Origin of the sequence: Marinobacter salicampi, from assembly GCF_011074795.1 — a bacterium.
GTDB classification, from domain to species: Bacteria; Pseudomonadota; Gammaproteobacteria; order Pseudomonadales; family Oleiphilaceae; genus Marinobacter; species Marinobacter salicampi.
In genome coordinates, this window is the sequence record NZ_JAAMPF010000031.1 from 41,276 (window position 1) to 62,026 (window position 20,751).

The window sequence follows — 20,751 nt, forward strand, 5'->3', positions numbered from 1 at the left end:
AGGTAATATAATGCGTCGCCGTCACAGGGTTGGCCTGATGGTGTTGGTGCTTCTAGTGCCTTTCCTGGTGATCGTGATGGCAGCCTGGGTATGGCTTGCGGTATCCGAGAGCCTTGAGGCAAACGGGATCGAGCAGCTCGAATGGTCTGGTATGGACCTGACTTTGACCAGCCTGGCGTTTGAACGTTTTAGTCTTGTGCACAGGGCGCCCCGCTCACAGACCAAGGTTGCAGCCGAAACACTGTCTCTGACAATAGGCTGGCAGTGGACAGGCCCCGGGGTTGAAACGCTGGACATCAGCCGGCTGGAGGTCGACGGAGTCCAGCGATCCCAAGGCTCTGATGACGAAACGGATCAGTCGACTGAGGGAGAGCCCGCCCATGAATCAGCTCTGCCTGATCTCGACCTCGCCGGTGACAAGCCAGGCTGGCTGCCACGACGGATAACCATCCGCCAATTCGACGCCGAGCTCCCCTGTGTGGCTGGCCGCTGCCGTCTGCATGGTTCGGCGTCGGCGCTCTTTGGTCCGCTCGTGTTGCCTGCAACTGCCCAGATCAGGCTTCGCCACGAAGGTCAGATGCTCAGTCTTGAGACCGAGGCTGGTCGCGGCTCCGACACGGGTTATACAGCGCAGGCAACTCTTGCCATCAATGATTCCGAACATGCCCGGCTTGTGACCAGCTGGCGCACGAGCACCGGTCATGAGGTTCCGGGAGAAGGGCACTGGCAGGGAGAGTTGACAGTTTCCAGGCTGCCGCAGACGGACTGGATGCTGACCTGGCTTGGGCAATGGCTGCCAATGCCGCCGTTGAACCCGCCGCCGGCCCCGGAATACGCCAGTATCAACCTTGATTGGAGCCTGGTGGCGCCACTGGATGAGCCTATGCTGGCTGAGCTTTCAGGCAGCCTGTCATTGAATGCATCCCTGCCTCAACCCTGGCCCTTACCAGGTATCGGACATGTTCAGGGGCGTATTCAACTGGAGGCACTGGCAGATCAGGGACGATGGTCACCTCAGACTGCAGAGGCCAACTTGAAGCTGACCAACCTGGCCGGGTGGATCACGGAGATACCTCTGCCTCTGAGGCCCGAGGCCCTGAATATAGAACTGAATCCCGGCGACCCGGCTCTGTTTCCCCCAAAAGCCTCACTTTTGCCCTTACAACTGAAGTTGACCGGTCGAGGCAGATCACAGATGGAATTGACTACCGGCCTCGGCGTTGAAACCGGCCGACCATGGCGTGCGATGTTCCGGAACCTGTCCGCGAAAGCGTCGATGCCGGATCTCAAGGTGGGCAGTTGGACTTTGCGGAACCCGGAAGCCCGGTTTAATGGCCAGGGTGAAGCGGATTCCGAAAAGTTGAAACTGAGGTTCGGTCAGGGTTCCAGGCTGAAGGTTCCCCATATAGACGGGCCGGATGCTGCCAATGCCCTGTGGGTGGATGGTGTTGAGGCCATGCTGGATTCACTCGAGCTGCAGCTGGTCTATGGCGCAGCTGAATCCGATTCTGGGCTGTCTTTCAAAGGGCCTTTAACTCTGGATGCCCGCCGGTTCAGGCATCCGGCTTTCGCGACCCAGTCCTGGTCTTTCTCCGGCAATATGGCAGGAAACGGTCAGTCTGCCTTGCTCGAGGGCACACTGGCTTCAGACGCCGGACTACCGGCCAGCCTCGAGTTGAATTATGGCCCTGATTCAGAACTGATCATGCGCTCGCGGGTCGAGGTTAGCGGGGAGGCCGGCAGTGAAGCTCTGGGCAGGACACTGGCAAACTGGCCAGAGGAACTGGTGTTCAGCCAGGGCAGGCTGGAAGCCGTCCTGCAGCTCCGGCTGGTCGAAGAGGGCAAACCAGAAGCTGATGGCCAGCTCGGGCTCCACCGGCTGGCCGGACTCTATGATCGCACCGCCTGGAGTGGACTGGACGGAACACTGGATCTTGAATTTGGTGATGACCGGCTTACCTTAGGCACGGAGGGCCTCACCCTGGCACAGGTAAACCCGGGGGTAGCATTGGGCCCGGTTACGTTATCTGCCAGCTACCAGGCTGAGACTGACCAGTGGGAAGCGGGTCAGCTCCGGGTGCAGCAGGCCACCGCAGCCCTGCTGGGGGGTAGGGCCAGCGCTATTCCCGGCAAGTTTGATCTGGCATCCTGGCCTCTGGCGGTCGATATTGAACTGGACCGCATAGATCTGGGCGAACTGCTGTCGGTCTATCCTGCGGAAGGGCTGTCAGGAACCGGCAGGCTAACCGGTCTTTTGCCATTGCTGGTGGGACCGGACGGTATCCGGGTGCAGGGCGGTAAGGTTATGGCAACGGCTCCCGGCGGAGTCCTGAAGCTACCCGCCGAGCGGCTTCAGGCCATGGCCAGGGGTAATCAGGCGATGGGCCTGGTGGCGGATGCGTTGGCAAACTTCCACTATTCAGTGCTTAATACCACGATAGACTACAAAAAGGATGGCAAGCTCACCCTGGGGCTCCACCTGAAAGGCCAGAATCCGGACGTACGTGATGGTCATCCGCTTGTGTTCAACATAAATGTAGAAGAAGACATCCCAGCACTGCTGACCAGCCTGCAGCTCAGTGGCCGGGTTAACGAAGCCGTGACCGAGAAGGTCAGGGAACTGATCCGGAAACGGGAATCAGATGCCGACTGACAATGTCATGCTTCACCAGGGCCACAACCGGTCGACGAGGAGATTGAGATGATGTTATCCAGGCCCGAAACCGAGATGGACTTCCGGGCATGCTTTACCGGGCTACTGGTCTCGGCCTTTCTCACCGCCGGCTGTACGCCAACGGTGCAGATGGCCGCGCCCAAGGAACCCATAACCGTGAACCTGAACGTGAAGATCCAGCATGAAATTTACGTCAAGGTGGACAAAGACGTGGATGAACTTTTCAGTAAAAAAGGCTTGTTTTGATCAGTTACCCAGGACCGTTGTGTGCGGATCTTGTGGGCGTGGATAAGGAAGCATGAAATGAACTTGAATATGCGATTAGCGACGCTTTTGTCAGGGCTTGTTCTGGCACTGTGCCTCAGCGGTAATGTCCTGGCCATGAGCCTCGAAGAGGCAAAAAATCAGCTTGAAACAGTAAAAACGGAGGGCCAGGTGGGTGAGACCCAAAGCGGTTACCTAAAAGTTGTCGGCTCCAATGGCCAGGCCGAGGACGTTGTGGAGGTAATTAATGAAGCACGGCGAAAGGAATATGCCCGCATCGCCCAAAAACATGATATCCCGGTTACTCAGGTGGAGACAGTTGCAGGTCAGAAGGCCATAGAGAAAACGCCTGCCGGCCAGTTTGTGGAAATTGATGGCCAGTGGAAGCGCAAGTAACCCGGTCTGGAACTTAAAGCACCGTCAGAGTTTTCGCTCCCGGGCTTCGTCAAGAACTTCGTTAAGCACCTGGACAACCTCTCCACTGGCACTCAGACGAAGGATGGTGTCTTTATAGGTCTGGTGGAGTTTTTCTTCACCGGCCTCCAGAGACGAGAGTACTGCCTGATCGTCCTTATGGGCCAGCTGGAGGCCAACTTTAGGCAATCGGAAGCCCGAATCCCGGGGTGCACCGCCAAGAAACCGAACGCTTTGCCCTATTTTTTCGATGTGATCTTCGTGCATCTGCCGGAGCCGCTCAATACGGTCGCTGGTGTCCGGGTCTGATATCTCGCCTTTCGCGCTCTCGCACTGGGAGGCCAGTTCCCGGTTGAGCCGCAGCACCTTATTCAACCCGTCCACCATCTGTTGGTTGTTTACCGACTTTGTAAAGTCCACCATGAAACACATCCTCTGTTGACACTCGGTTTTCATCCGTTTGGGTACCAACCAAGCAAGCACAATGCCGATCTGAAGCCCAGGTTTGCAGCTTTACGAAAATATATCGTGGCATGAATTCTGCTAGAAAGATTATGTGTGATGTTTCCTAGCATGATTCAAACGATCACCAGTGAGGTGCCAGATGCAGGTCAGGGAAGTGATGGAGCGCGGCATTGAAATGGTCAGGGCATCGGACTCGATAGAATACGCAGAGTCTTTGCTCCAGAGAGGCCATGAGTTGCTTGTAGTGGTTGACGAGTCTGGCCGGCCCGTCGGTGTCCTTCATCAGGGTCAGATAAACCCACGGATGACGTCAGCAAGCAGCAATCTGGAACGCGGGCTGGAGAATGAAGTGGACGAAGCACTGGATGAGACATTCCCGGCAAGCGATCCTATTTCTCCAGCATGACCACCGCTGCAACAAGTACATCTGATGCCCCTGATAAAACATTCTAACCTGTGGGATGCGGAAAAACTTGCATGAGCATTGCATTTTTTCCCGCAAAAAAGCTCGATCCCGGGCATTTGCAAGCTGGCTCAGGCAAGGCAGGCGCCCGACTCCTCACTTTCCTGAAGTGGTAAAGCATTTGCATGCATTCGGAAAGCTTTCTCTCTTACGGTCCATCAAGATGAAAGCTCTACAGTGCTCACCGATTCGTTAAAGAAAAGGAGATCAGAATGAATATTAAGGACGTGATGAATCCAAAGGCTGATGTGATCAGCCCCTCAACCACCCTCAAGGAAGCCGCCGAGAAGATGGAGCGCGACGGCGTGGGCTTCCTGCCGGTAGGCGAAAATGATGAGCTGAAGGGCACGGTTACAGATCGGGACATCGTTGTGCGTGGCGTCTGCAAGGGCAAGGATGTGAACAGCACGAGCGTCGGCGATATCATGACCGGCCAGGTGCTTTATTGCCAGGAAAGCCAGGACGTCGACGATGTAGCCCGCAATATGTCCGAGCAGCAGGTAAGGCGCATGCCCGTCGTTGACGACAACAAGCGCCTGGTAGGCGTGGTCAGTATTGGCGACATGGCGCAGCATCTGAGTGCCGACGTTGCCGGTAGAATTCTCAAAGGCGTGACCGCAGAGAGCAGAGCTGCCTGACGCCCGGGTTGACCTGAAGTGAGCGGGGCAGCTGTCAAAGCCTGCCCCGTGGCCTCCCTTCCATAACCTGCCACAGATTATTTGCCACAGTGTGTGCCGACCATCCTCGCAAAAGCATTTGCTTGATCCACCAGGAAGTTTGCCAACCTATGCGTGAATAGGTTGGTAGAACCCCGCAATGCCTCAGCATTTTTGGGTGTGCCCTCATTGTAGTGAAGCGTTTCGCTTGGCGGAGTATACCCGACGTTTTTGCACTGGTTTTCCAGATTTTACCGATCCGGAAGAGTTAGAGGTAATCGACATGCCGCTATTGAAGGGCTATAGAAGTTGGCTCGCAGGTTGCTTTGATTATGGCTGAGCCTGCGGCTAGAACTGCACGCCCTGAATTCAAACACTGGCATGGGCCCACCCAACCGGGTTCCAGTGCACTGACCGGAGACCATGACCCATGAAGCACATCTTTGTATTAGCCATGGACGACCTTCAAAGGAAAGAACTCGAAACTGTTCGGAACGCCGAAAACTACGAGTTCCACAACGTGCTGGATATACCGACCCTGGTTGAGGCAGAAGAGATTGAATTCGACAGACTGCTCGAGCAGTCACGGTCGGAGATCAAGGATGCAGGGGTGTCGGTTGACGCCATTATTGCTCATTGGGACTTTCCCAGCAGCGTACTCGCACCCATTCTAGGCAAGGAGTTCGGTGTTCCAGCGCCTTCGTTGGAGAGTGTGCTGAAATGTGAACATAAATACTGGAGTCGGCTGGAGCAGGCCAAGGCCGTGCCGGACGTAGTGCCGAAATTCTGCAACTTTGACCCCTTCGCGGAGGATCCCCGGGCCGAGATCGATCTGGAGTTTCCGTTTTGGGTGAAACCAGTCAAATCGTTTTCTTCTCAACTGGGATTCCTGATCAAAAGTGAGGCCGACTTTGATCACGCCATCGAAAAAACAAGGGAGGGAATAGGGCGGATAGGCAGTGCCTTTGATGAAGCATTGGCCCACATTGAGTTACCCGAAGAGTTGAGGAATGCCGGCGGCATGACCTGTCTGGCAGAGGAAATCATCGATGGTACCCAGATCGCGCCGGAGGGTTCGGTCCGTCGCGGCAAAATCGATATCAATGGTGTCATCGATGTGAATAAAGATGAAACCGGAACCAAGATCGACCGTTTCGAGTACCCCAGCTCGGCATCGGAAGAGCTTCAGCAGAAGGTCATTGATACCAGCGAGAAGATCATTAAGCACATTGGTTTTGATAATGGCTGTTTCAACGTTGAGTTCATGTGGGATGAGAAAAAGCAGCAACTGTGGCTGATCGAGATCAATACGCGGATCTCCCAGTCCCACTCTGAAATGTTTATTCTTGTTGACGGCATGTCCAACCATGCAACGGCAATCGAAGTAGCATTGGGAGAGGAGACGCGCCTGCCAAAGGGTGAAGGCCCCTATAACGTCGCTGCCAAGTTCACCATCATGCATCCGGACGACGGCATCGTTGAGCGGACCCCATCGGACAAAGAGCTTGAGGAGCTTGAGCAGATGTTCCCCGGCATGCATTTGAAACTTGACGTTAAGCCTGGCATGCGGCTCAGTGAGAAAGTAAACCAGGATGCCTATCAATATGTTTTAGGTGAAGTCTACCTGGGGGCAGATTCGCAGGAAGAGTTGCTGAAACGCTACGATGAGTGTCTGGATGTCTTGCAGGTGGAGATACGGCCTGTAGGTTAGGGGCAGAAGGCACGAGATTAGTCAACGGGAAGAAGGAGGTTGCGTGAGAACGGTCGACTCGTTTCCCTACCAAGTAACGATAATCGAGAACCTGTTCATCCCCATGCGGGACGGGGCCAGGCTTGCGGCCCGGATCTGGATGCCGGAAGGGACTGAAACCCGGCCCCTGCCGGGCATACTTGAATACATACCTTATAGAAAGCGGGACCTTACCCGTGGGCGCGACGCCACTAACCACGCCTATATGGCCGGTCACGGTTACGTCTGTGTTCGGGTCGACATGCGGGGAAGTGGTGATTCTGACGGCATTATCACCGACGAGTATACCCGCCAGGAGCATGAAGACGCCCTGGACGTTATCGCCTGGATGGCTGAACAGGACTGGTGCGATGGCAAGGTCGGCATGATGGGTATTTCCTGGGGCGGATTCAACAGCCTGCAATTGGCTGCCCTTAACCCCCCAGCCCTAAAGGCCATCATCAGCGCCTGCTCAAGTGACGATCTGTATGCTGACAACATGCACTACATGGGCGGTTGCCTGCTGGGTGACAATCTCTCCGAGGCGACTGTCATGTTCGCGTTCAATTCCCTGCCGCCGGACCCCAAAATCGTTGGTGACCGCTGGCGCGACATGTGGATGGAGCGTCTGGAGGGCAGTGGCCTCTGGCTTGAGCCCTGGCTTAAGCATCAACGCCGCAGTGACTACTGGCGGGGCAGCTCGGTATGCGAAGACTACAGCGCTGTCCGTTGCCCCGTCATGGCCGTCGGCGGCTGGGCCGACGGCTTTACCAATACCGTGTTCCGTTTGTTAAAAAATCTTGATGTGCCGCGGCAGGGACTGATCGGCCCCTGGGGCCACAAGTACCCACACCATGGTAGCCCGGGTCCCGCCATCGGTTTCCTGCAGGAGGTCCTGCGCTGGTGGGATTACTGGCTGAAGGACCAGGACAATGGCATCATGGATGAGCCCATGTTACGTGCCTGGATGCAGGACAGTGCACCCCCCAACACCAAACATCAGACCAGACCCGGACGCTGGGTGGCCGAGTACGAGTGGCCATCAGGCAGGGTGACGGAGGAGCGGTTTCCTCTTGATACCCTTGACCGCATCGGGGACCCGGGCACCAATGCGAAAAACGAGACCTGGCTTGACGTCCAATCACCCTTAACCCTCGGCATGGCGGCGGGTAAATGGTGCTCTTATGGGGCAACGCCGGACCTGCCGGGAGACCAGCGTGAGGAGGATGGTGGCGCCCTCACATTTGATACCGAGCCCCTCGCAAACCCCATCGAGGTGTTGGGCGTCAGCTGGCTCGATCTGGAAGTGTCCGCTAACAGGGACCGGGGGATGGTGGCTGTCAGGGTCTCGGACGTTGCGCCGGACGGAAAGGCGACCCGCGTCACCTATGGCCTGCTTAACCTGACCCATCGGGACAGTGATGCTGACCCCGAGCCTCTGGAGCCGGGCAAACCCTACCGGGCACGGGTTTATCTCAATGGCATCGCTCAGCGTTTTGCGGCAGGTCATCGTATACGGGTATCGATTTCGTCATCCTATTGGCCACTGGCCTGGACTCCGCCCCAGGAAACCATGATTAGCATAAAAACCGGGGTCAGTGCATTGCACCTTCCAGTACGCAAAACTGATGTCGAGGAGCGGGAAATAACCTTTGAGGAGCCAGAGCAGGCGCCGGAACTGGAAGTTAAACTTCTGGAGCCCAGCCACCACAACTGGCGCCTGATAAAGGATCTGGCTGAAAATACCTGCACGCTCGAGGTGCTTAATGACCAGGGTAAGTTCCGTATTAATGAGACCGGCACGGAAGTAACCCGACTGACGGAAGAACGGTACACACTGGAAGAGGACGATGTCACCTCGGCCCGGGGCGAAACCTTTACACGGCGATGTTTCAATCGGGAGGACTGGAACATTGAAGTGATCACCAGAACCGTGCTGACGTCTGACCAACATAACTTCAGGGTACATGCGTACCTTGACGGGTATGAGGATGACGTACGCTTCTACAGTCAGAACTGGGCCTATACCATTCCTCGGGATCTGGTTTAGCCGGGTAGCCCTGGGCCGGCTCTCTGGGACCATAGATTGGCGCGGTCAGGGCGCTGCGGTCATCCCGTGTGAATGGCGCCTGAGATGCTGCATTATTATTCGGTTGCCGTTTTGGGATCCTGTTGCAGGTAGAGGCTTTTCACCAGGGCCATGATCACTACCGTAAGGGGCGCGGCAAACAGGAGTCCGGGTAAGCCGAACAGGACACTGAAGATGACGATTGCGACCAGACAGAGGGCTGGGGGTAAATCAACCGCCCACTGCTGGGCGATGGGCATGATGACATTACTTTCGATTTGCTGGACCACCAGGTAAACAAGCGCAGCGTAGGCTGCGGTGGTCGGGCTCAGGGTGAATGCAAGCAAAACCCCCGGCAGCGCAGCCAATATGGGGCCGAGTATAGGAACGAACTCAAGCAGGCCAGCGATCAGCCCGAGAGTGAATGGCATGGGAACCCCAAGAAGCCACAGGCCAAAGCCGGTCAGCACGGCCACGGCGCACATTGCGATCAGTTGACCTTTAAGCCAGCCCTGAAGTGCGTAGTCGGTGGCCTTTAATCCGGTGTGGAGGCGTGAACGGCTTGCTGGGGGGAAAAGCGCCAGGATGCCCTTCAGGTAAATCGAAGGGTTAAAGGCCACGTAAATAGCTATAAGAATCACCAGTATCAGGTCCAGGGCAAAGCCAACGGTAGCGTTTGCCACGCTGATCACACGGGCCAGGGAGAAGCTGTCACCGGCGGCGCCGCCCATGGCGGACAGCGACTCTGCCAGCCCTATATTGGCTAACCACTGGTCGACATCCGTAAGGGCCTTGTCCATTTCGCTTCGAAGGTCCTGCAGGTTGTCTGCCAGATCTGTCCCGAAGAAATAACCCGTCAGCCCCAGGCCGGCACCTATGAAGCCTACGACCATCAATGCTGCCCAGCGCTCAGGTATTTTTAGGCCTCTGGAAAAAGGTGCGGCCGCAACTCTGATCACCAGGGCGAACACCAGGCCGCCGAAGATAAGCATGAGCAGAGGCCCGAGAAACCAGACCAGAGCTATTCCGGCGGCAACGGCGAATACGATAAAAACCCGGCGTACGAACTCGGTCCTTGAGTCTTCAGACATTGTCTCTCCCTATCCCTGGACGTTTTTGGTTATTCAAAGCCCGTGCAGAAAAAGCTCTCCCTGTCAGTAGTCCTGGCGTGCCAAGTCTGCAACCGGGGAAAACGCATCTGCCACCTTAATTCAGGCATACGAAAGGCCAGGTAGTCCAGTGCCACGGCGATGACAATGCTACCCAGTGTCATGTTTTTAAACGCAGCGCCTGAGGCTGCCTCAGTTTCAAGAGCCTGCAGCGTCCGTTCAATAGCCGCCAGGCGTCGTCGTCCCAGAATGCTGATGTCTGCCTCAGACCCCTGGTGCTTGCGGGCGATGATGGTATTGAACGAAGCGTCGATCAGTCCCTGGCCCAGGCCGCAGAGATGCAGAACCTCCACAGCCAGGTCATCAGGACGCAGGCTTGGACCATGGCCCTGGGCGTCAAGGTAGTGGGCAATAAGCAAGGATTCAGACAGGGATACACCATCATTCGTAACCAGGGCAGGCACCCGGCCAGCTGGATTCGCCTCGAGCAGGCTTTGATCATCGGCCCAGGGATCACACCAGCGGACGGATATACCCTCGATCAGGCCCTTTTCAACGGCCACGATGCGCACGACACGGGCGTAGGGGGAAGTGGAATTGAGAAACAGGTCCATGTTAACTCCAGGTCTGAAAGATGGCCCTTATGGGGAGATACGTCGACATTAATTACACTGTTGTCAATGAACTGTTAAACAAGGTCAAATAATGCGCTCCAATACAAGGGTTTGAGCGAGATGGAACGAGCTTTGCTTAATAAGACCTACCCATTCACTTGTAAAGGATTACCAAGATGAAAACGTTGGGGAAAGCTCTCCTTGCTGCATCAAGCTGCATTCTGTTTAGCAGCTCTGTCTATTCTGCCACTTTTAACCTTTCCGGTGAGATCGACTTCCAGAAAGACATTGTCTTCAGCTATTTTTCGCTCGAGAATTCGAACACCGTCAGTCTGTGGACTGACTCATACCAGGACGGAGCCAATTTTGACCCGGTGCTATCGCTGTGGGACTCAAACGACATGCTGGTTCGTCTGAACGACGATTCCGAATTCCGCAGGCCAGGCCAGGAGGGCAGGCTGTCGGATTCCGGGATGACTCTGGGGTTGAGTGCCGGAAGCTATCTGGTGACGCTTACCGCCTGGGATAACCTGCCAGCCAATTTCCGGTTTGGCGGCACCAACAACCTCAGCCTGAGTGAAGGGTTCTTCTTTGATGAGCGCCCGGCAATTGCGCTGGAGAACTGGGATCAGCCAGCGAGTCAGACCGATGAACCCGGTATTGGTGGAGAGTGGAGTCTGTGGCTGACAGGGGTCGACTCGGCAAGCCTGACGCCTCCGACAGATCCTTCTGACCCGACAGACCCTACGGATCCGGTAGAGGTTCCAGAGCCTGCGCCCCTGATACTGATGGGGCTCGGTCTGGCTGCCATGGCACTCAAACGAAGCAAAAGCAGAGCCTGATCAAAAATAACCCAGGGCGGTCAGTTTCAAGACCGCTCGGCGGGAATTTCAGCGGACTACTTCTTCACCTCTATCTGGTTGCTGACACGGCCCACCTGGTCGTGCCGATTTGCGACCGCTTCTGCTTCACGTTTCTGCTCCCGGGTTTCAACAAAACCGGTCAGTACCACGTCGCCATCGTCAGCGCTTACGTCTATAGCCGATCCACTCAGACTCTGGCTTTCCAGAAGCATGGCTTTTATTTCAATGGCTACCGGGCTGTCCTGGTAGTCAAGCTGGGCGGACTCGTTGCCCCTCGGACTGGCACACCCCAGAATCAAAAGTGAGGCCGAACCAGCCAGCAATACCGGTACTAACCTGCGTCTTCTATTCATCCGCTGTCTCCATCGCCACTGTTTTCATTAATAGCTTCCCGGGAGCGACTGACAAGTCCATCACAGTAATTGAGGTCCGCACCGGTACCAAGGTCAAGCAGGGGTAACAGAGAGGCAATCGGACCAGCAGCAGCGGTAAGCGCTACGCTTGCGGCCGCCCGTGTCATGAAGGTTCCGCCATGGATGCCGGGCTCAACATTGCCAAAGGTGCCTCCCAGGTGGAACGGTGTTCTCCCGACCAATACGCTTGGGTCTTTCGGATGCGCCTGCAAGGTAATGTCGAGGCTTTCAGTATTGAAATTAATTTCCCCGCCTGCCGTAAAACTCGTATCGGCGGTATCGAGAACAAAGGTATCCAGTTTAGCAAGGCCATCTCTTGCGGTCAGGTCGAGGTAGGCGCAATCAATAGGTACTGTGCCACTGCCGCCGAGCCAGGTGAACACTGACTCTGTGGCATCAAGACCAGCCAGTTCAATCAGCAGTGTGTCCAGCTGACCATCTGCCATCAACATGACCAGGCCGCCGTCTGCCGAGGAGAGCAATTCAGCAACCGAACGGCCTTTGATCCAGAATTTACCCTGGGCGCCAATGCGGCCAACGCTGTCGCCGGCTATGCCCCAGTGTCCGACAACTTCACGCAGGTCCACGTTGTTCACCTCAAGTTCCATGGTGCCGTTCGGTATCGCAGCATCGGCGGCAATATTGAGGTTAAAATCAACACTTCCATCACCCACGCCGAAAGCCAGCGGCTCAAAATAGGCGCCGCCATCCTCGAGACGAAAATCGATCACCACATTGGACAGCGGCACCCCACCGGCCCTTACTGACTCCCCGCGATAGCTGACATCGGCAACGAGGGTCTGCCAGCGCTCGCCTATAATGGGCTGGTCCGGCAACACGTCGGATGATTCGTCTGGCTCCGCTGGCTTTGCGTCCTCACTGGCACTGTCGTCCTGCGTCGGTTTGCCACCTACCAATCCACCAAGGTCGGCGATGTCGAGGGAACGGGACGCCAGCTCTCCACTCAGATGAGGGAGCTCATCAATCACTTCAAAGGCCAGGTGGCCTCTGAGGTCGCTGTCTCCGACCTCGCCGGCCAGATCCTTGAACAGCCAGCGATCATCCTGGAGCGAAAGCTCCCCATAGACGGAATAGGGGGGCAGCGTAGGCAACGGGAAACCGAACAGCCGGCTGAGTTGATCAGGGTTAGGTCCCTCCATGGAGAGCGTCAGGTCCAGACCTTTCAGTGCCAGAGGCTGGAGAATGGTGCCGCCAAGGTCAATGTCGGTTTCTACCACCTGGGCCTGCATATCAAGGGCATAAGGCGAGTCCGGGTCTCGTGCGTCGAGCAGAGGATCGCTCACCAGATCAAGGGAAAAGGGGTCGCCGTCATAACGGCCATCACCGTTAATCTGGAACTTCTGCTGGCCCTGGCTCAGGTCTGTGGTCTGAAACTCCAGGGTCAGGTCCGTATCAAACCGGGCATCGGTAAACCTCAGTCGAGAAGGCTCGACCTGGAGGCGGCCAATGAAGGGCAATAGGACGTCGTCGTCCAGGGCGTCGGCCCGGGCCTGTGTCATGTTGAGTGCCAGGTCACCTGATAGTGTGCCCAGACGCTGCTCAACGAGCGAGAAGGTCTCCCCCAGTTGCCCCAGCTCGATGTTCTGGAATTCGCTCTTAAGTGACCCGACCGCGGGCTGCTCGTTGGCATCCAGAGTCGCCTGGGCCGATACCGACCCGTCGGCGATGCCGAAGCTCACGGACTGCACTTCGGCCACGCCGTCTTTCAGATTGCCTGATACCTTGAGGTCATTGAACTGCTGCCCGCCGGGAAGAACCAGTGTCTCAGCGTCCAGCTCAAGTTCGGCGTCAAGTTTATGCAGAGCCGATAGAGGATTACCCTGAGACCCGGCGGAATCATCTGGCTCCGTCTGGCCCGACACGCCGGTTCCATCAGTTTCCGCGGACTCTCCTGCGGCCTCGGTAAAGCGCGCAACGTCGATACGCCCTGCCTCAACATCTGCTTCAAGCAGCGGCTGCTGGCCATGGGTGTAGTGAACCTGGCCGCCGATATCCCCGCCGCCCAGTTCGCCGTCCAGTTCAGTGGCACTCCATCGATTGCCTTCGCGTTCAAGGTTGCCCGCGAGCCGATAAGCCGGCAAGGGCGGCATGGCCACGCCCAGCCAGTCTTCAAGGCCCTGGCTGCCTTCGTCACTGAGGGCCAGCTCGATGTCCATGGTGTTCGGCTCTATCAGCGAGCCCAGTGTGGTCTGGGCAGCCATGTCAAATTCATCAGAACGGGCGTCGGCTTCCAGAGCATATTCTTCGAGGTCTGCCGCAAGCTCCGGCAGGGGCTCGCCTTCGAGCGAAAGGCTGATGGGCTTGGACTGGAACTGCCCGTCCATCTCAAACCTGGGCACAGTCTCTCCGGAGACTCTGAGTGATCCGTCAAGCTGGCTTTTGTGCTTTTCATTAGCATAGGAAATGTCGCCCTGGCTCACCCTGACGTGAGCCAGTAGTGTCCCGAGCTGATGATTTGGCCTTTGCTCAAGTTCAGCCATAGCAAGATCAAATTCCGCTCCGAGCTTTCCCCCTGACCAGGGCAGATTGAGATCCTCAGTGGCGAGCGACTCAATGTTCAGGCTGGCGTCTGCCTGTACCAGCTCGGGACTGCTCAGCAATTGGGCGTCTCCTTCGATCATTCCCCCCGCGAGCTCTGCCTGCAAGGGAGACAGGCCGAGCTTATGGTCGCTGAGGGTCACTGTGGTTTGCACATTACTCAGCTCAAGCGTGGGCAGTATCAGCTGCTCCACAGCAACGTCGACGGAACTCTTCCAGGCAGGAAGCACAGGTATCGAGATGCCTGGCGGTTCATCAGTATCGGGTGACTCAGGCAGCGCGTTCTGAAGTGCGACGATATCCAACACGGGAGCCACAAGAGAACCGCTGAGCTCAAGCGGTTCGCTGCCCAGATCCAGAGTCAGCTCGCCCCCGAGTTCGCTTTGAGCGCCGGTGAGCAGAATGTTCCTGGCGCGCCAGAGTGAGCCCTCTTTGGCGAGATCACCCTCGAACTGAATCTGCTCAAGCTTAATGGGAGGCAGGCCAAGCCATTGGCTCCAGGCTTCAATGTTGTCCAATTCAAGGTGCCACTGAGCACCCAGGACCTCTGTAGCGGGTGCTTCCGGAAGCGCGAAGGCAAACTGCGCCTTACTGTCCTCAAAGCTCAGTTGGGCTTCGCCCTCAAACTCCTGACGCTCCCCGGGCGGCCGGTCGAGGTTGGCGAGCATCACGTCAAGGGAAGAGGTCCGGGCGTCCAGGTTGAACGTGCGGTCATTAAAAGACAGCTCTCCGTCGACATTTAGAGCGGACGGCTGATTCTCGACCTGCAGGTCAGGAATGGCGACTACAAGGGGTTCGTCAGCATTCGCGGGTCGATAGCTGACCTCACCATCGGTGATCGAGAGGTCGCGAAAGTTAATCGGTGGGCCTGCTTCGCCGTCAGCCGTCTGGCTGGTCTCGATGCCTTCCTCTTTTGCCGGCTTGTCAGGGCCTGCTTCTGTAAATACCCAGTTCGGTTCAGCCTCCGCAATCTGCTCAAGAGAAACCGTTGGTTGGCGAATGTCTATGTCGGCCAAGACCAGGTCGCCGGTAAGCAGGGCTGTCAAGGATGGAGTGATACTGACCTGGCCCACCTCAACCATGGTTTCAGATGTTGCCCGCTCGGGGTTGGCCAGGGTTATGCCGTTAACCGTCGCTTCAGGCCGGGGCAAAAGGCTGAGTGAAATGTCGCCGTCGATGTTCATCTCGCGACCGGTTGCTGCTTCGACCCGCTCAGTTATGTAGGGCTTGAGGAAATTCCATGACACCAGCTCTACCACCAGAGCCAGAAGTACAAGAAAAACCAGAAGTCCAAACAGCGACCAGGACACTCTTTTCAGAGATAAGAGCCGCATCGTTGAGGTATCCCTTCCTGCTCAGAGCCAATGCCTGGCACGGTAAGGGCAAAGGCCCTGGTAAACCCATGTCGGACCTTTGCCCTCCGGTTACAATGCCTTTTCGGCCTGACCCATTGTGAGTTGGCGAACCCAGCTCTTGATCTGCTCGAGGTGCTTCTCTTCCTGAGCGAGGGCCCGGCGGAACTCTGCTGAGGTATCGTCCAGACCCATTTCCTCACAGAGCTCTACCAGCAGCTCCCAGGCGCCGTTATCCGTCATTTCCGCGGTCAGGAGTGCCTCCAGGCACTGACTGAGCGAGGTTCGGGGTTCGGTCATCACCTTTTGAATCCCAAGAGCGGCGAGACCGGCCACATCTGCGTCCGGCGTCTGTGCGGTGGGATCTGCCCCGACCGATTCCATGACCTCTTTGACCATCAGGAAATGCTCGTATTCCTCTTCCCGGAACTGCTTGAGCAGGTTGATCGAAACAATATCCTTGCCCTCGTCTGCCTTATCCGCCTCGATCTTCATGATCAGGGCATCGTACAGACGCACCCCGGACCGCTCGAACGCCAGACGTTCTCCCAGTTTGTTGATCAGCACTTCAGGATTGTGGCCGGTCATTTTTTCCTTGCCGGAGGTCAGTACCCCTTTGAATGTTCCGGGTAGGGGAACGGAACCGACGGGCTCCTTTAACTGGACATAGCTACTGCGAATGGCTGCCATGCCTGTTGAGTCGATCGGGCCAACCTTGAAAAGACTCTGGCCTTTGAGCATGGCCTTGCTGTGAATGGGCGACATATCGGCGCCGGTCCTGTTCATGCCTAACTGTGTGGATTTTTCCATCATCTTGCTCCTTGAAAACGGTCATCACTGATTGGTCGTGGTATCAGGACGACTTCCTTGCCAGTTCGGTGCCTGGCGCCCACTGATAGCCCGCTGACACGGCTTCGCTTGGCGAACCTTCCGAGTTGATGTGGTTGCGATAGTCCAGAGAGGCTTTGCTTTCCTCACTCTTGTCTACAAACTGGGTACCGTTTGCCCGCAGGTTGATCTCCTCTTCCAGGGTCTTCCTTACGAAATCCCGCTGGCTCTCGAACGGAATTGGTGTCGGAAGGGCCTCGGGAAGAATCTCCGCCGGGTCCCTGCGCTCGTATTTCTTGAACAGGTTTTTGACCACGTCCAGATGCCCCAGTTCGTACTCAAGGAATCGTTCCCAGATGGCTTTGATGCGGGGGTTGGTTTCACTCTCAAGAAGGCTGTAGTAGTTGTAGGCTTCGTTCGCTTCGTAAAGCAGCCATTTCTCAAGCATGGTTTCGTCGGGATCGATGATGGAGCCATACTGGGTTACGTGCTGCTCTTCGATCGATGCGATTTCGGCATAGAGTTGCCGCGCTACCGGATCTGAAAAAGTCGGCCCTATGTTCATGTAGTAGTCACGGGTCTGGTATTCCCCGGACATGATGGTCAGAGCATTCATTTTTGATACGGGGGCTGCGGTCTTGCGATCGTAGTGATCCCTCAGGTCGTCAGTGGGATGACGATGCTCATCCACGGTTGGGCGGCCGGGCACTATGTCGGTGTAGCTCTGCAGTATGTTGTTGGCGTCCTTGCCTTCGACCCGGTCCAGCAGGGCAGAGTAGCGATACATATGGTCGAAGTCCTCCAGCAGACCGAACCGGTACACCTGTGCAAGGTAGGGGTCTGGTTCCTGCTGTGCTATGGCTGCTGTGACCTCAATGGCAACCTGTTCATAACCGATGGTGGTCTCGATGGGTGAGTGATCCGATGACAGCAGCCAGTTGATCATGGTCTGCTGATGGTGTTCAACACGGCGGATCATGGCCAGGGGCTCGCGCAATTCCTTGTTCATCTGTGAGCACATATGTTGGAAGCGGTTCGCCTGCTGCTCCAGTCCGTTTGCGAGAATGATTCTCACGCGGGTAAAGGCGTCATCATCAAGCTTGCTGATAGGGTCCTGAACGAGGTCCCTCCAGGTGAAGCGCTGTTGATCAAGGGGGGTGCCACGGGCATCTAGTAGGTTAACTGACATTATTCCTCCTGAAACTTGTCAATTATTCGTGATTCCTACTCGCACGGATCGAATACAGGGATCTCACGGAGCGTTTTCCGGGTTAGTCACGCTGACACACTTGTGTCCCAGAAATTGTACTGCAAAGTTCGTGCCCTATCGGCAGCCCCTGTCAAACGGTACCACTTTGAAACAGACCGGAAAAACTTACCCCTGGTCGGTAAGCCATACTCACCAAGCCGGCTCGCTTGGGATTGGCCTGAGAGCTGCGGCCTGGTGCGAGAAAGAGGTCAGTAAAAGGTCGGGGCCTGGGTGAGTCAGGGCCCCTTTGAACGTCAGGCGGCTGCCAGAACCTCAATCAGCTTGGCGCAGAACGCATCCAGATCGTCGGGTTTACGACTTGTGATCAACCCATCTTCATAGTGCATCTCTTCATCCACCCACTTTCCGCCGGCATTTATGATGTCGGTTTTGAGGCTGGGGAAGGATGTCAGAGTGCGACCGCGGACCTGATCTGCTTCAATCAGTGTCCAGGGCGCATGGCAGATAGCGGCCACGGGCTTGCCCTTATTGAAGAACTGTTTGATCAGGTTCACTGCATCTTCGTTCAGGCGCAAGGCATCGGGGTTTGCCACCCCGCCCGGTAATACCAGCGCTTCATAGTCATCCACTGAGGCCTGGGATACCGTCTTGCCAACCGGAAAGCTCTTGCCCTTGTCGAGGTGGTGATAACCGTCGATCTCACCTTCTTCCAGGGAGATAAGTTCAGGATCCGCACCGGCACCCTGCAGGTCATCCCAGGGACGAGTGAGCTCGATCTGCTCGACACCGTGGGTGGCTAGAAAGGCGACTTTTTTACCGTTGAGTGGTGCTTCGTTCATAACGCGTACCTCCTGTACAGGTCATTGTGTAAATACCCCCTAACCATAACTGATAGCGGCGCTTAGCGGCCGAGCATGAAAGAATGGACATCTTTCCATGACGTCGCCCGTTTGGTTTATGCTCGAATGTATATGGAAGGAATATTCAGTTAAGGTTCGTTGCACGACGTACAAAACAGTCAGCTTCAGGAATAACCAGCTTCAGGAAGAGGTAGGAGCAATGCCAGAGGACAAGCGCGAAGGATCTGCCCAGTCATCAACCCTGAGTGAAGAGCTTGCTACCTCCGAGCAGGGGAGCGACCGTACCAAGGGCCCGCTCATAGAAGCCGTGAATGTCCGCAGTATGTCGTTGGTCATTCTCACCACCGTGGCGACCCTTTATTTTATCGACTGGGCACAGGCAGTTCTGTTACCGCTGGTGGTCGCTGTCCTGATCAGCTATGCCCTTGATCCCCTGGTGTCAGCCCTGGAAAAGTTATGGGTGCCACGGGCCCTGGCTGCGGCCCTGGTCACGGTGGCGGTGATTGCGGCCATTGCCGGCGCCAGCGTTCCCCTTCAGCGGGAAGCCATTGCGATGCTCGATAAGGTCCCCGTTGCGATCAATCAGTTCCAGCGCAACGAGTCGCGCAAGGGTCCGGAAGAACAGGGCGTCATGGAAAAGGCCCAGATCGCGGCCAAAAAAATTGAAGAATCGACCGGTGATGACGAGTCGGCTGAAGCGGCGATGGACGATGCCACTGCTGTCCGGATCGTGGAAAAACCTTTTGATGTGCAGGAGTACTTGCTGGAGGGCTCTTCTGCCGCCCTGGTCATGCTTTCTCAAGCCCTGTCTACCCTGTTGCTGGTATTCTTCCTGCTGACGGTGGGGAGCCTCTACAAGCGAAAAGTGGTGAGAATCTCCGGTCCGTCTTTCGGGCGTATGCGCAAGGCCGCTCGGATCATGAACGAGTTTCACCAGCAGGTTCGGCGTTTCCTGTTCGTCATGCTCCTGGGGGCGCTGTTCGTGGGTATCTTTACATGGCTTGCCTTCTGGCTTATGGGAGTAGAGCAGGCCGGGTTGTGGGGAGCGGTAGCGGGGGTTGCCAGTGCCATACCCTATCTCGGACCCTTCCTTGTGCTCATCGGCACCGGTGCCGCAGCTTTTATTCAGTTCGGTTCATTCGATATGGTGGTGATCGTTGCCGGCACCTCACTGGTTATTACCAGTATCCAGGGCTATCTGATCACACCCTTTTTGACCAGTCACCTTTCCAGCCTTAATGCAGTGGTGATTTTTGTCGGCCTGATTTTCTGGGGCTGGCTATGGGGTCCGATCGGCCTGATTATCGCCACACCGGTACTCATGATCATCAAGACACTGTGCGACCACGTGACCAATCTGCGTCCGGTTGGGGAGCTGTTGGCCAAGTGATTCGGAGAATGCCTGAGTGCTACTGAAGGGTGCCTGGTGAATCCGGACCTCAGAGATACTGGTAGCGCAGCAGCCGGTGCTTGATGTTCTCGAGCAGGACCTGGTCAATAATCGCCGCCAGTATCGCAATAACGAGTATGTTCGTCATGACGCCGGTCATGTCCGCCACTTCACCGGAATAGGCGAGGGACCGTCCCAGGCCGGAACTGAAGCCGACAATCATCTCCGCGGAAATCAACGCGCGCCAGGCGTTGCCAAAAGCCAGCTGGGCGCCGGTGATCAGCTCTGGCGTAACGGCCGGAAAGTACACCCGATGCAGCATCTGAAATCGCGAAGCACCCATGACCCGAGCTGCCGAAATATGCACTTTCTCAACACTTTCAGTGGCATTCATGACACTCAGCGCGGTGGGGAAGAAGGCGCCAATGGCGACCACAACAATAATGGGCAGGTTGCCGAACCCCATAAGGATGAGGAACAAGGGCACCCAGGCAATGGATGGGATCGACTGAAGAATGATTATGGCGGCCTTTAGCGGGCTGCGAACCGCATTGAGTGTGCCGCCCAGAAGACCAAGAATAATTCCAAAAAAGAGCGCTGTACCATACCCCGCCCCCAGCCGACTCATACTGTTGGCAAGCCCCTCGTAGAATTCACCACTGTTCAGCTCCTGCCACAAACGGAGCATGGCGGTCCAGACATCGGGCATCAGAAAATCGGGCAGGAACCAGGCTGCCACCTGCCAGAAAAACAGGATGATGGCGATTGCTATGAGGTAGGCGGTTTTACTCTGAACGCCCGTCGACTGGGTAGAACTCAT

At 56.3% G+C, this 20,751-nt stretch carries 18 protein-coding genes; 9 read left to right on the forward strand and 9 right to left on the reverse strand.

What is annotated here, in order from left to right; all coding sequences use genetic code 11:
* The first annotated feature begins 10 nt into the window (after positions 1-10).
* The 3 genes from G7W63_RS17310 to G7W63_RS17320 all read left to right on the forward strand — a co-directional run bounded on the left by G7W63_RS17310 (position 11) and on the right by G7W63_RS17320 (position 3,334).
* The gene (locus G7W63_RS17310; protein WP_166261265.1) at positions 11-2,653 is read left to right on the forward strand and encodes an intermembrane phospholipid transport YdbH family protein; all 2,643 of its coding nucleotides are present in this window, start codon (positions 11-13) and stop codon (positions 2,651-2,653) included.
* A 75-nt stretch (positions 2,654-2,728) separates the two neighbouring features.
* Positions 2,729-2,920: a YnbE family lipoprotein gene (locus G7W63_RS17315; RefSeq protein WP_166261538.1), complete on the forward strand. Its 192-nt coding sequence runs from the start codon at positions 2,729-2,731 to the stop codon at positions 2,918-2,920.
* A gap of 57 nt (positions 2,921-2,977) precedes the next feature.
* On the forward strand, positions 2,978-3,334 hold the full coding sequence (locus G7W63_RS17320; protein ID WP_166261268.1) for a YdbL family probable chaperone protein: 357 nt from the start codon (positions 2,978-2,980) through the stop codon (positions 3,332-3,334).
* 24 nt (positions 3,335-3,358) lie between these two features.
* Here G7W63_RS17320 and G7W63_RS17325 read toward each other — a convergent pair whose 3' ends face one another.
* Positions 3,359-3,775, reverse strand: coding sequence for a ferritin family protein (locus G7W63_RS17325; protein ID WP_166261271.1), 417 nt, complete (start codon positions 3,773-3,775; stop codon positions 3,359-3,361).
* Positions 3,776-3,956: 181 nt separating this feature from the next.
* On the opposite strand from G7W63_RS17325, the gene G7W63_RS17330 reads away from it, so the two are divergent.
* From G7W63_RS17330 to G7W63_RS17345, 4 genes are all read left to right on the forward strand, one after another.
* A complete protein-coding gene (locus G7W63_RS17330) occupies positions 3,957-4,223 on the forward strand; it encodes a CBS domain-containing protein (RefSeq protein WP_166261293.1) in 267 nt (88 codons plus the stop codon).
* 269 nt (positions 4,224-4,492) lie between these two features.
* Positions 4,493-4,918 (forward strand): CBS domain-containing protein, encoded by a 426-nt coding sequence (locus G7W63_RS17335; protein WP_166261296.1) that lies wholly within the window; start codon positions 4,493-4,495, stop codon positions 4,916-4,918.
* Positions 4,919-5,366: 448 nt separating this feature from the next.
* Entirely contained in the window at positions 5,367-6,647 is a 1,281-nt protein-coding gene (locus tag G7W63_RS17340; protein ID WP_166261299.1) for an ATP-grasp domain-containing protein, read from the forward strand.
* Between the two features lie 43 nt (positions 6,648-6,690).
* On the forward strand, positions 6,691-8,715 hold the full coding sequence (locus G7W63_RS17345) for a CocE/NonD family hydrolase (RefSeq protein WP_166261301.1): 2,025 nt from the start codon (positions 6,691-6,693) through the stop codon (positions 8,713-8,715).
* 95 nt (positions 8,716-8,810) lie between these two features.
* Here the strand turns inward: G7W63_RS17345 and G7W63_RS17350 are convergent, their stop codons facing one another.
* The gene (locus tag G7W63_RS17350) at positions 8,811-9,824 is read right to left on the reverse strand and encodes an AI-2E family transporter (protein ID WP_166261304.1); all 1,014 of its coding nucleotides are present in this window, start codon (positions 9,822-9,824) and stop codon (positions 8,811-8,813) included.
* A gap of 29 nt (positions 9,825-9,853) precedes the next feature.
* The gene (locus tag G7W63_RS17355) at positions 9,854-10,456 is read right to left on the reverse strand and encodes a glutathione S-transferase family protein (protein ID WP_166261307.1); all 603 of its coding nucleotides are present in this window, start codon (positions 10,454-10,456) and stop codon (positions 9,854-9,856) included.
* 176 nt (positions 10,457-10,632) lie between these two features.
* Between G7W63_RS17355 and G7W63_RS17360 the strand changes: the two genes are divergently transcribed.
* Positions 10,633-11,298, forward strand: a complete 666-nt coding sequence (locus G7W63_RS17360; protein ID WP_166261310.1) for a DVUA0089 family protein — start codon at positions 10,633-10,635, stop codon at positions 11,296-11,298.
* A gap of 56 nt (positions 11,299-11,354) precedes the next feature.
* Here the strand turns inward: G7W63_RS17360 and G7W63_RS17365 are convergent, their stop codons facing one another.
* The 5 genes from G7W63_RS17365 to G7W63_RS17385 form a co-directional block, all read right to left on the reverse strand.
* On the reverse strand, positions 11,355-11,672 hold the full coding sequence (locus G7W63_RS17365; protein ID WP_166261313.1) for a BON domain-containing protein: 318 nt from the start codon (positions 11,670-11,672) through the stop codon (positions 11,355-11,357).
* On the reverse strand, positions 11,669-15,625 hold the full coding sequence (locus G7W63_RS17370; protein WP_166261319.1) for an AsmA family protein: 3,957 nt from the start codon (positions 15,623-15,625) through the stop codon (positions 11,669-11,671). The genes G7W63_RS17365 and G7W63_RS17370 overlap by 4 nt, the downstream gene beginning before the upstream one ends.
* Before the next feature lie 90 nt (positions 15,626-15,715).
* Positions 15,716-16,453: a ferritin-like domain-containing protein gene (locus G7W63_RS17375; RefSeq protein WP_166261322.1), complete on the reverse strand. Its 738-nt coding sequence runs from the start codon at positions 16,451-16,453 to the stop codon at positions 15,716-15,718.
* Positions 16,454-16,496: 43 nt separating this feature from the next.
* Complete coding sequence (locus G7W63_RS17380; RefSeq protein ID WP_166261326.1) at positions 16,497-17,660, reverse strand: hypothetical protein; 1,164 nt, start codon at positions 17,658-17,660, stop codon at positions 16,497-16,499.
* A gap of 314 nt (positions 17,661-17,974) precedes the next feature.
* Positions 17,975-18,520, reverse strand: a complete 546-nt coding sequence (locus tag G7W63_RS17385; protein ID WP_166261329.1) for a type 1 glutamine amidotransferase domain-containing protein — start codon at positions 18,518-18,520, stop codon at positions 17,975-17,977.
* 220 nt (positions 18,521-18,740) lie between these two features.
* On the opposite strand from G7W63_RS17385, the gene G7W63_RS17390 reads away from it, so the two are divergent.
* Positions 18,741-19,931, forward strand: coding sequence for an AI-2E family transporter (locus tag G7W63_RS17390; protein ID WP_166261332.1), 1,191 nt, complete (start codon positions 18,741-18,743; stop codon positions 19,929-19,931).
* 49 nt (positions 19,932-19,980) lie between these two features.
* Here G7W63_RS17390 and G7W63_RS17395 read toward each other — a convergent pair whose 3' ends face one another.
* Positions 19,981-20,751: an ABC transporter permease gene (locus tag G7W63_RS17395; protein WP_166261335.1), complete on the reverse strand. Its 771-nt coding sequence runs from the start codon at positions 20,749-20,751 to the stop codon at positions 19,981-19,983.

Bases quoted from the DNA above. Each gene is read 5' to 3' on its own strand.
- G7W63_RS17310 (WP_166261265.1), top strand. From the start codon at position 11: ATGCGTCGCCGTCACAGGGTTGGCCTGATGGTGTTGGTGCTTCTAGTG.
- G7W63_RS17315 (WP_166261538.1), top strand. From the start codon at position 2,729: ATGGACTTCCGGGCATGCTTTACCGGGCTACTGGTCTCGGCCTTTCTC.
- G7W63_RS17320 (WP_166261268.1), top strand. From the start codon at position 2,978: ATGAACTTGAATATGCGATTAGCGACGCTTTTGTCAGGGCTTGTTCTG.
- G7W63_RS17325 (WP_166261271.1), bottom strand. From the start codon at position 3,775: ATGGTGGACTTTACAAAGTCGGTAAACAACCAACAGATGGTGGACGGG.
- G7W63_RS17330 (WP_166261293.1), top strand. From the start codon at position 3,957: ATGCAGGTCAGGGAAGTGATGGAGCGCGGCATTGAAATGGTCAGGGCA.
- G7W63_RS17335 (WP_166261296.1), top strand. From the start codon at position 4,493: ATGAATATTAAGGACGTGATGAATCCAAAGGCTGATGTGATCAGCCCC.
- G7W63_RS17340 (WP_166261299.1), top strand. From the start codon at position 5,367: ATGAAGCACATCTTTGTATTAGCCATGGACGACCTTCAAAGGAAAGAA.
- G7W63_RS17350 (WP_166261304.1), bottom strand. From the start codon at position 9,824: ATGTCTGAAGACTCAAGGACCGAGTTCGTACGCCGGGTTTTTATCGTA.
- G7W63_RS17355 (WP_166261307.1), bottom strand. From the start codon at position 10,456: ATGGACCTGTTTCTCAATTCCACTTCCCCCTACGCCCGTGTCGTGCGC.
- G7W63_RS17360 (WP_166261310.1), top strand. From the start codon at position 10,633: ATGAAAACGTTGGGGAAAGCTCTCCTTGCTGCATCAAGCTGCATTCTG.
- G7W63_RS17365 (WP_166261313.1), bottom strand. From the start codon at position 11,672: ATGAATAGAAGACGCAGGTTAGTACCGGTATTGCTGGCTGGTTCGGCC.
- G7W63_RS17370 (WP_166261319.1), bottom strand. From the start codon at position 15,625: ATGCGGCTCTTATCTCTGAAAAGAGTGTCCTGGTCGCTGTTTGGACTT.
- G7W63_RS17375 (WP_166261322.1), bottom strand. From the start codon at position 16,453: ATGGAAAAATCCACACAGTTAGGCATGAACAGGACCGGCGCCGATATG.
- G7W63_RS17380 (WP_166261326.1), bottom strand. From the start codon at position 17,660: ATGTCAGTTAACCTACTAGATGCCCGTGGCACCCCCCTTGATCAACAG.
- G7W63_RS17385 (WP_166261329.1), bottom strand. From the start codon at position 18,520: ATGAACGAAGCACCACTCAACGGTAAAAAAGTCGCCTTTCTAGCCACC.
- G7W63_RS17390 (WP_166261332.1), top strand. From the start codon at position 18,741: ATGCCAGAGGACAAGCGCGAAGGATCTGCCCAGTCATCAACCCTGAGT.
- G7W63_RS17395 (WP_166261335.1), bottom strand. From the start codon at position 20,751: ATGAGTTCTACCCAGTCGACGGGCGTTCAGAGTAAAACCGCCTACCTC.